This is a genomic window from Agarivorans litoreus, from assembly GCF_019649015.1.
GTDB classification, from domain to species: Bacteria; Pseudomonadota; Gammaproteobacteria; order Enterobacterales; family Celerinatantimonadaceae; genus Agarivorans; species Agarivorans litoreus.
Genome location: NZ_BLPI01000001.1, coordinates 3,426,578 through 3,442,166, shown reverse-complemented (window position 1 = coordinate 3,442,166; position 15,589 = coordinate 3,426,578). Strand labels below are relative to the sequence as shown.

General features: G+C 45.1%; 11 protein-coding genes. 7 read left to right on the top strand and 4 right to left on the bottom strand.

All coding sequences use genetic code 11. From position 1 onward, the window contains the following. Positions 1-48 precede the first annotated feature (48 nt). Positions 49-825, bottom strand: a complete 777-nt coding sequence (dnaQ, locus tag K5L93_RS15820) for a DNA polymerase III subunit epsilon (protein ID WP_220720700.1) — start codon at positions 823-825, stop codon at positions 49-51. 51 nt (positions 826-876) lie between these two features. On the opposite strand from dnaQ, the gene rnhA reads away from it, so the two are divergent. Then, positions 877-1,347: a ribonuclease HI gene (gene rnhA / locus K5L93_RS15815; protein ID WP_220720699.1), complete on the top strand. Its 471-nt coding sequence runs from the start codon at positions 877-879 to the stop codon at positions 1,345-1,347. Here the strand turns inward: rnhA and K5L93_RS15810 are convergent. Continuing rightward, positions 1,344-2,060, bottom strand: coding sequence for a class I SAM-dependent methyltransferase (locus K5L93_RS15810; protein WP_220720698.1), 717 nt, complete (start codon positions 2,058-2,060; stop codon positions 1,344-1,346). The genes rnhA and K5L93_RS15810 overlap by 4 nt on opposite strands. 71 nt (positions 2,061-2,131) lie before the next feature. Between K5L93_RS15810 and gloB the strand changes: the two genes are divergently transcribed. Then, positions 2,132-2,902, top strand: a complete 771-nt coding sequence (gene gloB / locus K5L93_RS15805; RefSeq protein WP_220720697.1) for a hydroxyacylglutathione hydrolase — start codon at positions 2,132-2,134, stop codon at positions 2,900-2,902. A gap of 62 nt (positions 2,903-2,964) precedes the next feature. Next, entirely contained in the window at positions 2,965-4,554 is a 1,590-nt protein-coding gene (locus tag K5L93_RS15800; RefSeq protein WP_220720696.1) for a lytic transglycosylase, read from the top strand. On the opposite strand, the gene K5L93_RS15795 is transcribed toward K5L93_RS15800, so the two are convergent. After that, the gene (locus K5L93_RS15795) at positions 4,544-5,365 is read right to left on the bottom strand and encodes an endonuclease/exonuclease/phosphatase family protein (RefSeq protein WP_220720695.1); all 822 of its coding nucleotides are present in this window, start codon (positions 5,363-5,365) and stop codon (positions 4,544-4,546) included. The genes K5L93_RS15800 and K5L93_RS15795 overlap by 11 nt on opposite strands. 136 nt (positions 5,366-5,501) lie before the next feature. On the opposite strand from K5L93_RS15795, the gene K5L93_RS15790 reads away from it, so the two are divergent. The 3 genes from K5L93_RS15790 to K5L93_RS15780 all read left to right on the top strand — a co-directional run bounded on the left by K5L93_RS15790 (position 5,502) and on the right by K5L93_RS15780 (position 9,961). Further along, entirely contained in the window at positions 5,502-6,371 is an 870-nt protein-coding gene (locus K5L93_RS15790; protein ID WP_246615068.1) for a patatin-like phospholipase family protein, read from the top strand. A gap of 111 nt (positions 6,372-6,482) precedes the next feature. Then, positions 6,483-8,144, top strand: coding sequence for a methyl-accepting chemotaxis protein (locus K5L93_RS15785; protein ID WP_220720693.1), 1,662 nt, complete (start codon positions 6,483-6,485; stop codon positions 8,142-8,144). Between the two features lie 155 nt (positions 8,145-8,299). Beyond that, positions 8,300-9,961 (top strand): methyl-accepting chemotaxis protein, encoded by a 1,662-nt coding sequence (locus tag K5L93_RS15780; protein ID WP_220720692.1) that lies wholly within the window; start codon positions 8,300-8,302, stop codon positions 9,959-9,961. 62 nt (positions 9,962-10,023) lie between these two features. Here K5L93_RS15780 and purL read toward each other — a convergent pair whose 3' ends face one another. Continuing rightward, positions 10,024-13,917: a phosphoribosylformylglycinamidine synthase gene (gene purL, locus K5L93_RS15775; protein WP_220720691.1), complete on the bottom strand. Its 3,894-nt coding sequence runs from the start codon at positions 13,915-13,917 to the stop codon at positions 10,024-10,026. Between the two features lie 180 nt (positions 13,918-14,097). Here purL and mltF point away from each other — a divergent pair, with 180 nt between their 5' ends. Further along, a complete protein-coding gene (gene mltF, locus K5L93_RS15770) occupies positions 14,098-15,567 on the top strand; it encodes a membrane-bound lytic murein transglycosylase MltF (protein WP_220720690.1) in 1,470 nt (489 codons plus the stop codon). Positions 15,568-15,589 lie beyond the last annotated feature (22 nt).

The window sequence follows — 15,589 nt, the reverse complement described above, 5'->3', positions numbered from 1 at the left end:
GTATCATCACACATAACAACAACCACAAAATTTTATTTATCATCAAGTTTAGTTACGCCAGAGACACTGGCCTCCCTTTTTCTCAACAAGATCCAAGCGCTCTTGGTGTGCGTTGAGTTCTTGTTCTGTGGCACGTACCACTTTTAGAGGGGCTCGATTAGAATCAACCAAACGCACGCCAACTCCATCCCCACTGCCCTTTTGCTTTAAATTTAACTTATTTTGGCCACCGGTCATTTTTAAGAAAACGTCGGCCAGCAATTCGGCATCCAATAATGCGCCATGGTAGGTACGTGATGTGCGATCTACACCATAATAGTCACTTAAAGAATCTAAGTTCTTACGCGATGGTAAGGGCTTATTGCCAGCTAATTGCACTTCTCGTTTATTGTATTCACCACGCCGCGCCACCAATAATGAATCAGTGATAGTACAGATATCGGCACATTTAGGCATCGCTTTAGTTAAGGTGCGCGACATCATCTCAAACTCGTGATCTAGGAAGCTAATATCGAAGTTTGCGTTATGTGCCACCAACTCGCCACCACGGATAAACTCAACAAAATCATGGGCAATATCTCTAAATAAAGGCTTATCTGCGACAAATTCATCGGTAATACCGTGAACTTGAATCGCCTCTTCATCTATCAACTGCTCAGGGTTGATATAAACATGAAAGGTATTACCGGTTAGCTTTCGATCGATAACTTCGACACAACCAATTTCAATAACACGGTGTCCTTGGTAGATAGGTCCGCCACTATCATTCATACCGGTGGTTTCAGTATCAAATACAATTAAGCGATGGCTCTTGGATTGGTTCACAACAACTCCTGTGCGACACTAAGCAGATAATCCAGCAAGTTTAACAAAAATATGGCAAAAGAAGTCCACTTGTTTACCGATGGCTCATGTTTAGGTAACCCAGGTCCTGGTGGATATGGCGCATTATTAGTTTACCAAGCACATCGCAAAGAGCTTAGCCAAGGCTACCGACTAACCACCAACAACCGGATGGAAATGCTAGCTGCCATTATTGGCCTAGAAAGCCTAACCCAAGCCTGTAAGGTGGTATTAACTACCGATAGTCAATACGTTCGCCAAGGTATTACCCAATGGATCCACAACTGGAAAAAGCGTGATTGGAAAACCGCTGCAAAAGCCGAGGTGAAAAATGCCGATCTATGGAAGCGCTTAGATGCAGCCTGTCAACGCCATCAAGTTGAATGGCATTGGGTAAAAGGTCACGCAGGACATCCTGAAAACGAACGAGTAGACGACCTCGCCCGCGAAGCTGCTACTAATAACGCAAACTTAATCGATGAAGCTTACGAGCAACAAACCTAACCGCTAATTGAGGACGTAACCGGAATGCGTTGTTTCACCCTCCAGGCTTTTTTAACCGGAGTTAATGGTGCTCGGCGTTTACGCGCCACAATAAAATACGCTGATGCTGTAGCGCGAAAATAGCGTTTTCCCCAGCGCTCAAACCATTGTGGTGCGGGCCGACTATTTACAAACGAGGTGTAAGCAAAACGCTCATCATTTAGTACTTCAAACCCCAAAAGGTTTAGCCAGTCTTTAACCCGCGCTGGCGTGAACATTCGACATGACCAAGGCATTCCACGCTTTCTAAATGGAAAATAACGACGCATCCCCAACAAACTAAATGGGTTAAAACCACTGATAATCAGGTAACCATCGGCTGTGAGTACTCGCTCGACCTCACGTAACATTTGATGGGGATCTTTCGAAAAATCTAAACTGTGGGCTAGCAGGCATAAATCGATACTGCTTTCTTGAAAAGGTAGTTGCTCGGGATGAGCACGTAAGCCAATTAAGTGCCCTTGTTTAGCCACATTTAATTGATGACGTATCATCGAGGCATGGCAGTTTAACTGAGCGCTCAAATTTCCTAGCTTTAACATGTGATAACCAAAGGCTACGGGCAGGTGTTGGTCAAGCAAACTTTGCTGCTGTTCCATCAACCAATCACCTAATGGCAGATCTTGCCAGAAGTCAGGGCTTGCAATTACTTCACGAATTTTCGCCGGCTTCATCAATTCCCCATACCAATCTACTGAAGTTAAAGCAATAATGTGTCATCGACTTTAACGACAGAGATATCATAATGCAAATCATCCATATACCCGCCTTTAATGATAACTATATCTGGTTAATCAAAGAGGCAAATTCAAACGATTGTGTTGTGGTTGACCCAGGAGACGCTGCGCCGGTAGAACAGCGACTTAAAGATATTAGCGGCCAGTTAAGCGCCATACTTATCACTCATCATCATGCCGATCATATTGGCGGTGTTGAAAGGCTATTAGCCAGTTATCCGCAGGCTAAAGTTTACGCTCCCAAAAACGCTAAATACACCTTTAAACATCAAGCAGTAAAAGAATCAGATAGCTTCACACCCGAAGGTTTAAACCAGCCTTTCTCGGTGCTTGAAGTGCCAGGCCACACCCTTGACCATATTGCATACCTAAGCAAAGGTCACTTGTTTATTGGCGATACTTTATTTTCGGCGGGTTGTGGAAGGTTATTTGAAGGTAGCGCCCAACAAATGCACCAGTCTTTAGAAAAAATTAAGAACTTACCAAGCGACACCCTAATTTATGCAGCGCATGAATATACTCAAGCCAACTTACAATTTGCACTTAGTGTAGAGCCAGATAATGATGAACTACTGAGCTACCAGCAACAAGTCAGTAAACTGCGCCAAATGGGTCTACCTAGCCTGCCTACTAGCTTAAATCAGCAATTGGCAATAAATCCCTTTTTACGCTGCAACAATGCAAATATTAAGGCAGCAGTTGAGTTGGCTGAATTACAACCATTAAACAATGAGATAGCAGTATTCGCTGGCCTAAGATCATGGAAAGACCGCTTCTGACTTGCCAAACTAGCCTTAGCTCAATACCATTGAGCACTGAATTTTACGCAAATGGATAAATCATGAAAGCGCTCATTGTTGGCCTTTTTTCTTTATTATTGGGCGCTTGCCAACTCACTAATCCTCAAGTTACTGAACAATTAGTAGATGCTAATACTGTAGACGCTAGCGAGCAGCAACCTAAAGTAGAACAAGCTAATAAAGTTGAAGAAGCTAAGGTTCAAGTACAGCCTGAAGCAGAGCCAGAACCTCAAGCTCCGGTTTATCACGACGTTTGGGTTAGAATTGAGGACCAACTGGCCATTCCTCTTCCAGAGAACAACAAACGCCTACAAGCCCAACTTAACTGGTTTTTAAAACACCCCGACTACATGCGCCGTGTATCAGTTAGGGCCGATCCTTACTTATTTTTTATTGTCGAAGAAATAGAACGACGCCAAATGCCTTTGGAGCTAGCACTTTTACCCATCGTAGAAAGTGCTTTTCAACCCTTTGCATACTCCCACGGGCGTGCAGCAGGTATCTGGCAAATTATCCCCGGTACCGGTAAACGCTTTGGCCTTGAGCAAAATTGGTGGTACGACGGACGCCGCGATGTATATGCTTCTACTCATGCCGCACTAGATTACCTCGAGTATCTACATAAGTACTTTGATGGCGATTGGCTACATGCGCTTGCTGCCTACAATTCTGGCGAAGGTCGCGTTCGCCGCGCGATTCGCGCTAACGCTAAAGCCGGTAAAGCTACTGATTTTTGGTCGCTAAACCTGCCCAGAGAAACCCGCGCTTATGTGCCTAAACTATTGGCACTAAGCCAAATGTTGCAACATCGCGATGAGTACCAGCTAAATATCCCTGAAATTGCCAACCAAGCGCATTTTGAAAAAGTTGATACTTATAGCCAAATCGATTTAGCGCTGGCGGCCGATTTAGCCAATATCAAACTTGATCAGTTACATAAACTGAACCCAGGTTTTAACCGTTGGGCTACCGCACCTAATGGCCCGCACTACTTGTTAGTACCAAAGAAAAATGTGCCTAATTTTGAAGTAGCCCTTGCTTCTTTGTCTAAACAAGAGCGCATGCAATGGGCGCGTTATAAAGTGAAGTCAGGTGACAGCCTTAGTGTCATCGCCAAACGTTATAACACTACCAGCAAACAGATCCGAGAGCTTAATCAGCTAAGCAGCAATACTATTCGCATTGGTCAACATTTGTTGGTACCAGTATCTTCGCGTAATCAAAATGCTTACACCCTTAGCCAAAGCCAACGTTTAGCTAGCCAACAAAACAAACCTCGTGGCGACATTAAGCTAAATTACACGGTCAAGTCAGGAGATAGTTTTTGGAGCATTGCGCAGAAATATAAGGTGTCGCACCGCAATATTGCAAAATGGAATAGCATGGCACCAACCGACACCTTAAAACCGGGTAAAAAGCTGGTGATTTGGCAAAAATCTCAAGCCAATAAAAACCACATTCAAACCGTTACTTATAAAGTACGTAACGGAGACTCGCTGTCTCGCATTGCACAAAAATTTAACGTGTCGGTGACCGACTTATTGAAATGGAATGACCTAAACAAAAACCACTATTTACAGCCAGGTCAAAAGTTAAAACTCTTTATTAATGTGGCTGAAGTTAGCGCTTAGAAAAACCAAAATGCACCAACAAGGCATTGTGATCAGAGCTCTCGGTCACAATGCTCTTGCTTTGATGAACCCGCAAGCCCCGATAAAACACATGATCTAAAGCCTTGCCAAAAAAACGGGTTCGATTATCGGGTTCAAACCTCACCGTTCGTAGTCGATGCGCTGTAATAAACTGCTCAAGCACAGTTAAACGTGCACTGCTCCATGTATTAAAATCACCTGCCAGTATCACTGCACCTTGATAACTTGCTAGCCAAGGCCCAAGCTGCTGAAGCTGCTTTAAATAGTCCTCCTCACTCAAAGTGAAATTAATGCTATGCATGTTAATTAACAACAATTGCTGCTGTTTCCATTGGTACAACTGCATTAAGGCAGACTTTGGCACTCTTATCCATGGCTCGGTACTTAGCTCCAAACAACTTTCTTCACTAGCAAATTTGGCCAAGTTCATCACTCCTAAGCCATCACCAAGCCACTCAAAGGCAATGGCCTGGTATTGATGCCATACCTCTGCCTTAGACCAAGCCAACATGCGCGCTCTACTTGCTTCTTGTAGCAGCATAAAATCGGCTTGTTGCGAGAACTGTTCTAGCTGTTCTATCCAACCATGATTTTGCCCTTTATAGCTGTTCCATACTAAAACCGAAAAGTCATTGGCATCTGGCAGGGCTTGGATATTTTGAATATTCGCGGGGTGATAATCGAGTGTTTGGTTAGCGCAAGCTGGCAGTTGCGCATAAGCCGCAGAACTTAATAAAACTAACGAAGTGCTTATTAACAGAGCTTGGAAAAACCAACCAATCACTCGCACATTAAGTCCTCTCAAAGCTATAAATACAAAAACAGAACCGGAAAACAGCCGGTAAATAGAAAGATATTCTGGCAAAGCCTAGCGGCCTGACAAATTTGCGACATACTTGAGCTATGATCAAACAATGGATAAACAAATGCAATCTCAAGAGCCAAGGACGCTAGTTCCCATTTTTGCTGGCGGCGGTACACGCTTACCCGCCCATATCGGGATTTTAGCTGGCTTAAAAGAGCTAAATGTACACTTTTCTCATATTGTAGGTGTATCGGGCGGTAGCATTATTAGTTCTTTGTTTGCCAGTGGCATGGATGTAGAGCAAATAAAAGCCATTGCCTTAGATACCGACTTTGAGCAGTTCAAAGGCTTTTCGCTAATAAGCTTGCTACGAAATGGCGGGCTTTGCTCCGGCGACAAGTTTGAGGAGTGGGTTGATGACCTACTCAATGGCGTCACCTTTAGTCAGCTTCCAATGCAGTTACATGTTGTAGCCACCGATGTACGCTCTGGCTCACCGGTAGTCTTTGATGCTACACGCACCCCTCACGAAAAAGTATCGCGCGCGGTACGTTTTTCTATGTCTATTCCTCTCATTTTTTCTTTTAAGCCCTACCAGGAGCACTTAATGGTAGATGGCAGTATCTTGTCGGAAGATGCTCTTCATCAAGATTGGGCCGAAGATGGCACCCCTGTCATCTGCTTTAGACTGCGTGGCGACAATGACATAAAACCATTGCAAACTAATGGAATTTTCCCCCTTGCCGCTTACATTTCATTATTAATTAGAACGTTCATGACCACCATTTCAAGAGAGTATGTTAATGAGAAGTTTTGGCATAGAACCATAGTGGTAAATACTGGTAATACCTCGCCGGTCGATTTCCACCTCAATGAGGAAGCGAAGCTTCGGCTGTTTGATACCGGCTATCAAACAGCAATCAACATCGTTCCAGCCAAAATATGGCACCAACAACATCCTGCTCCCCAAGCTGACAACAAACATATTTAAAACAAAGGCTTGATCACATTTTAAAGCGCCCGTATCGCTTCTCAAGCTGTAATGTGTTTAGCCGTCTACACTTAAAAAAAGTCTAATAATAAATTATTCGGAACGTAGACTATGTCACTAACTATACGCCAACGCTTACTCGTTTTATCACTAGCGCCCGTGCTTATTTTGGCCGTTAGTATTTTGCTCCTGACCATCTCCGAGACCCAAAAGCTCACCCAAGGGCAATCTAAAGAAACCCGAGAAAACATGGTTAATATGAAAAAGGATGAGCTAAAAGCCTATATGAGCTTAGCCTACTCTGCGGTTGCCGAAATCTATGAAAATGGTGGCACCTTGGAACAAGCATTACCCATATTACAACGCCTAGAATACGGCGAAACTGGATATATGTTTGGTTACACCAATAAGGGCGTTCGGGTATTTATGGGCACATTGGATAAAGGCATTGGCGATAATTTTTGGTCACTGCAAGACAAACAGGGCCAATACTTAATTCAAGACCTGATTAAGGCGGCGAAAAAAGGTGAGTTTTACACTTACTATTTCCCGAAACCTGGCGGCAGTGAAGCCTTACCAAAACTAAGTTACGCCATTTACTTAGACCGCTGGGATCTAATGATGGGCACTGGCTTTTATACCGATGATGTAGAAGCGGTAATTACAACTTTAGAAGAGCATGCCAAAAGCAGCCTTCAATCATCTCTAACGTTCTTAGGGCTAACGGCTGCTGTTCTACTCGGCTTCGCACTCATCATTGGTTACTTTATAAACCGTAGCATTATGGCCCCGCTACAAGACTTAAATAATTCCTTTGAAAAGCTCGCCAGTGGCGATGCAGACTTAAGCGCACGACTCGACACCAACTACGTGCATGAGTTTGGTCAACTAGCGACTAACTTTAATGCCTTCATCGAATTACTCCACGAAATCATCAGCATGGTAGGTACTGTTGCTCATGATGTAGCCAAAGAAACCTCTTCAATGTCGGACCGTGCCAATAGCGTTGACCAATTACTGGTAGAACAACGTGAAGAAACCGAACAAGTGGCAACAGCAATGACCGAAATGACTGCTTCTGCTCACGATGTTTCTGACAACGCTAATCAAGCGGCAAACTCTGCCCAACAAGTGGATAGCAATGCAGGCCAAGCGATGAGCACCGTGGGTACTGCGGTAACTACCGTGCAACAGCTGGCCGATGAAATAGGCCAAGCGAGTGAGGTGATAGGTAAGCTTGAAGGGGATGTGCAAAATATTTCTTCTGCTTTAGGAGTGATTCAAGGCATTGCCGAACAAACAAACCTGCTGGCCTTAAACGCAGCCATTGAAGCGGCCCGAGCTGGTGAACAAGGCCGAGGCTTCGCGGTGGTAGCCGATGAAGTTCGCCAATTAGCCAGTCGTACCCAACAAAGCACCGGTGAAATTCATGGAATGATTGAGCGCCTCAAGAGCGGCTCCGATGCTGCTGTGTCAGCTATGAATAGTAGCCAAGAGCGCAGTGGTGAAGCCGTAAGCGGTGCTAACGCGGCCAGTGATGCGCTGCAGCTTATTAAAGAATCCATTCAACACATCATGGATATGAACGCGCTCATTGCTACTGCCACTGAAGAGCAAAGCCATGTAGGCCAAGAGATCTCTCAGCGCATTGTGCATATTGCAGACCAATCGAGCCAGTCGGCCGGCCTAGCACAAGAGAATCGCAGTGGCAGTATTAATCTTAACGAGCGAGCGGAACAACTCGAAGAATTAGTCAAACGCTTCACTTTATAAAGAGCTTTTAGCAAAGCCCCTTAATTAGAAGGGGCTTTTTTATACCTAATTCTAAGTAGCAGAATCAATTCACAAAAAAGCTTAATTGCTTGTGCTAGTCTGCCGATAAGAGCTCAACAATTCCTCTAAAATTTATCAACCGCAGGGAGCGAACTATGTCTCTAACTATACGCCAACGTTTACTTATTTTGGCCTTAGGGCCGGTTCTTATTTTGGCAGCTAGCATGCTTTTCTTAAGCTACTCCGAAACGCAAGCACTTAGCCAGGCTCAATCTTCAGAAACCCAAGAAAACATGATGGAGATGAAAAAGGCTGAGCTAAAAGCTTATTTGGATTTGGCTTATTCTTCGATAGCTGATATTTACGAAAGCGGTGGAAGCCTTGAGCAAGCCATGCCAACGCTTAAACGATTAAAATATGGCGAGAGTGGTTACATATTTGGCTATGATAAGACCGGGGTGCGTAAATTACTTGGCGCTAGCGATAAAGGCATTGGCGACAACTTTTGGTCACTGCAAGATAAACAAAATCAATACATTATCCGTGATTTACTAAAAGCATCAAAAACCGGCGAATTCTATACTTACTACTTCCCTAAACCAGGTGGTAGTGAAGCATTGCCAAAACTAAGTTACGCCATCTACCTAGATAAATGGGATTTGTTTATTGGCACAGGCTTTTATACCGATGATGTTGACGCTGTAATTGCAAAACTGAAAGCCGAAGCCCAAGCTAGCCTCGAGTCGTCAATGCTATTTATCTTCATTACCGGTATTGCCCTGCTCGGCTTAGCCGTGGTGATCAGTTACTTTATTAACCGCAGCATTATGGCCCCACTGCAAGATTTAAATCAGTCCTTCGAAAAGCTTGCCAGTGGCGATGCAGACTTAAGTGCCCGCCTCAGAACCGACTATGTTCATGAGTTTGGTCAATTAGCCAATAATTTTAATGCCTTTATCTCACTCCTTCACGACATTATTAGCATGGTAGGTAAAGTTTCTTCTGATGTCGCCAAAGAAACCTCGTCGATGTCTGATCGCGCCAATAGCGTTGACCAACTGCTTGTGGAGCAACGTGAAGAAACAGAACAAGTGGCCACGGCGATGACTGAAATGACCGCTTCGGCTCATGACGTATCCGACAACGCTAACCAAGCAGCCAACTCAGCGCAAGAAGTTGATACCAATGCAGGCCAAGCTATGACAACGGTAGGCAGTGCGGTCACCACCGTGCAACAACTAGCCGATGAGATTGCTCAAGCCAGTGAGGTAATTAGCAAACTAGAAGGCGATGTACAGAATATTTCCTCGGCTTTAGGGGTAATTCAAGGTATTGCCGAACAAACCAACCTATTAGCGCTGAACGCAGCCATTGAAGCGGCACGCGCTGGTGAGCAGGGCCGAGGGTTTGCGGTTGTTGCCGACGAGGTACGCCAATTAGCCAGCCGCACCCAACAAAGCACCGGCGAAATTCATGAAATGATTGAACGATTAAAAAGTGGCTCTGACGCAGCGGTAACTGCAATGGATACTAGCCAAGAACGCAGCAGCGAAGCCGTTAGTGGCGCCAATGCCGCTAGTGATGCGCTACAGCTGATTAAAGAGTCGATTCAGCACATCATGGATATGAATGCGCTTATTGCCACCGCAACCGAAGAGCAAAGCCACGTTGGCCAAGAAATATCTCAGCGTATTGTGCAAATTGCCGATCAATCGAGTCAATCCGCCAGCCTCGCTCAAGAGAACCGCGCAGGCAGCCTTAATCTTAACGAGCGTGCCGAGCAACTAGAAGAGCTGGTAAAACGCTTCACGTTGTAAACTCGAACAGCCTTTCAATAACAAAAAAGCCACCCTAAGGTGGCTTTTTCATTTAGTACTGTTTAACCAACATTAACCCGTGCATTACGGAACATGCGCATCCAAGGGCTATCTTCGCGCCAGTCATCTGGATGCCAAGAGTGTGCTACCGTGCGGAATACACGCTCTGGGTGCGGCATCATAATAGTTACTCGACCATCCTTTGAAGAAAGGCCAGTAATACCTAGCGGTGAGCCATTAGGGTTAGCTGGATATTGAGTTGTCGCTTCGCCATAGTTATCTACATAACGTAGCGCCACAGTACCACTGCTCGCTAAGGCATCTAGATGCGCTTGGTCACGCACTTCCACACGGCCTTCACCATGAGAAACTGCGATAGGCATTTGTGAACCCGCCATACCATTTAGGAAGATAGAAGGAGATTGCTGCACTTCTACCAAACTAAAACGTGCTTCAAAACGCTCAGATTCGTTGCGTACAAAACGCGGCCATAAATCGGCACCAGGGATTAGCTCGCTCAGGTTTGATAGCATCTGACAACCATTACACACACCAAGAGCAAAAGAATCGTTACGCTCGAAGAATGCACTGAACTGCTCGCGCGCTCGGCTGTTGAACAGAATCGACTTAGCCCAACCTTCACCAGCACCAAGTACGTCACCGTAAGAGAAGCCACCACAAGCCACTAAACCGGCGAACTTATCTAGGCTCACTCGGCCAGCCAAAATATCGCTCATGTGCACATCTACTGCAGCGAAACCAGCTCGGTCAAAGGCGGCTGCCATTTCGTGATGCGAGTTAACACCCTGCTCACGTAAAATAGCCATTTCAGGTTTTAGCCCCTTAACAATGTAAGGCGCGGCCACATCTTCGTTGATGTCGAAACTTAAACCGATATTTAGGCCAGGATCTGCGGCATCAAATTTGGCATCAAATTCTTGCTTGGCACATTCTGGGTTATCACGCAGCGCTTGCATTTGGTAGGTTGTTTCAGCCCAAATACCGCGGTAATGAGTGCGCGTATTCGCCAATACAACTTCACCGTTACGGGTGAAGCGAATCGCATCATCATCGTTTAGTGAGCCAATAACATGGCTACAAGAGGCTAAACCGTGTCCAGCTAGAACGTTTAGTACGGCTTCTTTTTCTTCAGTTTTAACCTGAATCACCGCACCAAGCTCTTCACTAAAGAGCACGTCTAAGCTATCACCAGCCAATAAGTCTAGCGCTACGTCTACACCACAGTGTCCAGCAAAAGCCATCTCAGCAATAGTTGTGAACAAGCCACCATCACTGCGATCATGGTAAGCAAGCAGTTTTTGCTCAGCAGTAAGTACTTGAATCGCGTTGAAGAAGCCTTTTAGTAGCTCTGGTGAATCTACATCCGGTACTTTATTACCAAGCTGTTTATAAACCTGCGCTAAACAAGAGGCGCCCAAACGGTTTTTACCTTGGCCTAAGTCGATAAGAATGAGGTCGGTATCGCCAGCGTCATTTCGTAATTGCGGGGTAACCGTTAAGCGAATATCTTCAACTTTAGCAAAAGCACTAATAATTAAAGAAAGTGGCGAAGTCACCGATTTTTCTTGACCTTCATCTTGCCAAGCAGTCTTCATCGACATCGAGTCTTTACCTACCGGAATAGTAAGACCCAATGCTGGACAAAGCTCTTCACCTACTGCTTTAACTGCAGCGTATAAACCTGCGTCTTCGCCTGGGTGACCAGCTGCTGACATCCAGTTAGCCGACAACTTAATGTTGTTTAACGAACCAATGTTAGTGGCTGCAATGTTAGTTAATGCTTCCGCTACCGCTAAGCGTGCCGAAGCGGCATGGTCAATCAGTGCAGCAGGCGTACGCTCACCCACCGACATGGCTTCACCATGATAGGTATCGTAACTTGCCGCTGTTACCGCACAGTTAGCAACCGGAACCTGCCAAGGACCAACCATTTGATCACGCGCCACTAAACCGGTCACACTACGGTCACCAATAGTGATTAGGAAGGTTTTCTCTGCAATGGCCGGTAAACGTAACAAACGTTCTGCGGCTTCTGCTAAATCAAGCTTATCGCCATTAAAGGCCGGGCCATTAAACGTTGCAGTTTTAACGTCGCGATGCATTTTAGGTGCTTTACCTAAAAGTACTTCTAGCGGCATACGAATAGGATCGTTGTTAAAGTGAGAGTCGTGAAGAATCAAATCACGCTCTTCGGTTGCTACACCAATAACCGCATATAAGGCACGTTCGCGCTTACAAATCGCGTCGAACACATCCAAATGCTCAGGTGCAACAGCCAACATGTATCGCTCTTGAGATTCGTTACACCAAATCTCTAGTGGCGACATACCGGGTTCATCATTTGGCACGCTGCGCAAATCAAAAATACCACCACGGCCGCCGTCATCAACCAGTTCAGGACAAGCGTTCGATAAACCGCCAGCACCAATATCGTGAATGAACGCAATAGGGTTAGCATCACCTAGCTGCCAACAACGGTCGATAACTTCCTGACAGCGACGCTCCATTTCTGGATTTTCACGCTGTACAGAAGCAAAATCTAAATCTTCACTTGATTGACCAGAAGCCATTGAAGAGGCAGCACCACCACCTAAACCAATGTTCATGGCTGGGCCACCAAGTACAATGATTTTAGCACCAACCGGAATCTCACCTTTCTCCACGTGATCTTCACGAATGTTACCTAGGCCACCCGCCAACATGATTGGTTTGTGGTAACCGCGTACTTCACTACCGTTAAAGCTTTCTACTTGCTCTTCGTAAGTACGGAAGTAACCCAAAATATTCGGGCGACCAAATTCGTTATTAAACGCCGCGCCGCCTAAAGGTGCTTCAATCATGATTTCTAAAGCATCTACAATGCGGCTTGGCTTACCAAAGTCACTTTCCCAACTTTGCTCAAAACCTGGAATACGTAGATTACTAACGGTAAAACCAACCATGCCAGCTTTAGGTTTAGAACCACGACCGGTTGCACCTTCATCACGAATTTCGCCACCAGAGCCAGTAGCTGCGCCCGGATATGGAGAAATAGCCGTTGGGTGGTTATGTGTTTCTACTTTCATCAAGATATGAATATCTTCTTGATGGTAGTTGTATTGCTTGGTTTCAGCATTTGGGAAGAAGCGGCCAGCCACTGAACCGGTCATTACCGCTGCGTTATCTTTATACGCCGACAACACGTAATCGCTGTTTAGCTCATAGGTATTTTTAATCATTTTGAACAATGATTTTGGCTGTTTTACGCCATCAATTGTCCAATCAGCATTAAAGATTTTATGGCGGCAGTGCTCTGAGTTTGCTTGAGCAAACATCATTAGCTCTACGTCATTAGGGTTGCGCTGCATTTTTTCGAAATTTTCTACTAGGTAGTCAATTTCGTCATCGGCCAAGGCCAAACCTAATTCTTGGTTAGCTTGTTCTAAGGCTTGCTTACCGCCAGATAGAATGTCTACCGACTCAAACGGTGCAGGGCTTGCGTGTTCAAACAATGCGCTAGCTTGTTCGGTTTCTGCAAATACCACTTCCATCATACGGTCGTGAATTAGGCTTTTAAGCTGTTTGCTTTGTTGCTCGTTCAGTTCGCTACTGGTATCTACATAGTAAGCAATACCGCGTTCTAAACGCGTTACATTGGCTAAACCACAGTTATGTGCAATATCACTTGCCTTAGAAGACCAAGGAGAAATTGTACCTGGACGGGGAGCTACTAATAGCAACTCGCCAGTAGGCTGATGCTCGGCAATAGTAGGGCCGTAGGTCAATAACTTATCTAATACTTGTTGTTCAGCATCAGTTAAATCACTTGAGATATCAGCAAAATGCATAAACTCAGCGTAGATAGCTGTAACAGGAAGGTCTTGCTCTGCGCAGCGTTTTAACAATTGCGCAATTCGAAACTCAGATAGTGCAGGTGCACCACGTAGTACCAACATATTTATGTGCTCGCTTTTCCAGATGGAGGTGGGAGGGGGAAAATTGCGCGTATTATAGATAAAAACTGCGACAATGGTAAACAAAACGTTAGCTTGACGAGGAAAACAACGCTTAAAGCTAGACAGCCAAGCGTATATCCCTAAAATCGAATAAAAATAATAGTGTGGAAACCAGATTTGATGATTAAAAAGCAACGCTTCACCCTGCTTCTAGCGTTGCTCGCTTTGTTTGTATTACAAGGCTGCGAACCCAACCCCTTTGTCTCAGAGCTAGAGCAAATTCGTCAACGTGGAAAACTGCGCGTGGGCACCTTGTACAGCCAGCAAGTGTTTTACTATGACCAACATGAACAACCCACGGGCATGGAATACGAGCTATTAGAGGACTTTGCTAACTACTTAGGCGTTGAGTTGCAAATGGTGCCTTTATATAACCAAACAGAGCTTTATCGAGGTTTACATAACAATCAGGTCGATCTCTTAGCCGCAGCGCTATCGCCAACCAATGCGCTTCGCGAAAATTTTCGCTTCTCTCCTGAGATATATAAAGTAGACGCCAAGGTCGTCTATAAAAAAAATACTCGCCGCCCGCGTGATATTAGCCAAGTGGATTCTCCATTATGGATTACCACAGGTAGCTATCATCAGCCTTTGCTTAAGAGCTACCGCAAAGAAAACCCAGAATTAACCATTGAAGCCACAGACCGCCTAGACAGTAGCGAACTACTCAAAAGCATTGTTGATGAAGACATCCGCTTCGCCTTGGTGGATGACACCACCCTCGCCTTGCATCAGCGCTTTTACCCAGATTTAGCGGAAGCTTTTACCTTAAGCGAATCTACGTCTGTTGTTTGGATGGTAAACCGCCTGCGTGATGACAGTTTATATAGCGCATTGATCGAATTCATTGGTGATAAACACAGCAATGGTGATATTACTCGGTTGTACGAACGCTATTTTGGCCATATTCAGCGTTTCGATTATGTCGATACCCGAGCTTTCTTACGCTCTACCAGTACTCGGCTACCCAAATACGAAGAGTGGTTTAAGCAATATGCAGGTAAGTTAGACTGGCGCCTTATCGCAGCAGTGTCTTATCAAGAGTCTCACTGGCGCCCGCATGCTAAATCTTTCACCGGTGTGCGCGGCATGATGATGCTGACCCTACCAACAGCTAAATCGGTGGGAGTCACTAATCGTTTAGATCCAGAACAAAGCATTCGTGGCGGGGCTGAATACTTACAAAAGCTGATCGACCGAGTGCCAGACAGCGTTCGCCAAGACGACAAAATATGGTTTGCCCTTGTTTCCTATAACATTGGCTTTGGCCATATGTTAGATGCCAGACGAATTACCCGCATGCGTGGCGGTGATCCAGATGCTTGGGTAGATGTTAAAGAAAACCTGCCACTGCTTATGCGTAAAAAGTGGTATCAACAAACCCGCTATGGTTACGCGCGTGGACAAGAAGCCTACAATTATGTAAACAACATTAGGCAATATTATCAAAGCCTTTTGTGGCTAGATGCGCAGAAAAAAGAATCGCAACGCCGTCAGGAGTTAATGAAGAATCGCCCACCTTATCCAGTGAATAATCCCAGCATTGAGGCTAGCGAACCAAATAAAACAGAAGTTGACACCATTAACTAAAGAATAATCTTGACGATTTGTC

What these genes read in the sequence shown, in the direction of transcription:
- rnhA (WP_220720699.1), top strand. Translation starts at nt 877, where the DNA reads ATGGCAAAAGAAGTCCACTTGTTTACCGATGGCTCATGTTTAGGTAAC.
- K5L93_RS15810 (WP_220720698.1), bottom strand. Translation starts at nt 2,060, where the DNA reads ATGAAGCCGGCGAAAATTCGTGAAGTAATTGCAAGCCCTGACTTCTGG.
- gloB (WP_220720697.1), top strand. Translation starts at nt 2,132, where the DNA reads ATGCAAATCATCCATATACCCGCCTTTAATGATAACTATATCTGGTTA.
- K5L93_RS15800 (WP_220720696.1), top strand. Translation starts at nt 2,965, where the DNA reads ATGAAAGCGCTCATTGTTGGCCTTTTTTCTTTATTATTGGGCGCTTGC.
- K5L93_RS15790 (WP_246615068.1), top strand. Translation starts at nt 5,502, where the DNA reads ATGCAATCTCAAGAGCCAAGGACGCTAGTTCCCATTTTTGCTGGCGGC.
- K5L93_RS15785 (WP_220720693.1), top strand. Translation starts at nt 6,483, where the DNA reads ATGTCACTAACTATACGCCAACGCTTACTCGTTTTATCACTAGCGCCC.
- K5L93_RS15780 (WP_220720692.1), top strand. Translation starts at nt 8,300, where the DNA reads ATGTCTCTAACTATACGCCAACGTTTACTTATTTTGGCCTTAGGGCCG.
- purL (WP_220720691.1), bottom strand. Translation starts at nt 13,917, where the DNA reads ATGTTGGTACTACGTGGTGCACCTGCACTATCTGAGTTTCGAATTGCG.
- mltF (WP_220720690.1), top strand. Translation starts at nt 14,098, where the DNA reads ATGATTAAAAAGCAACGCTTCACCCTGCTTCTAGCGTTGCTCGCTTTG.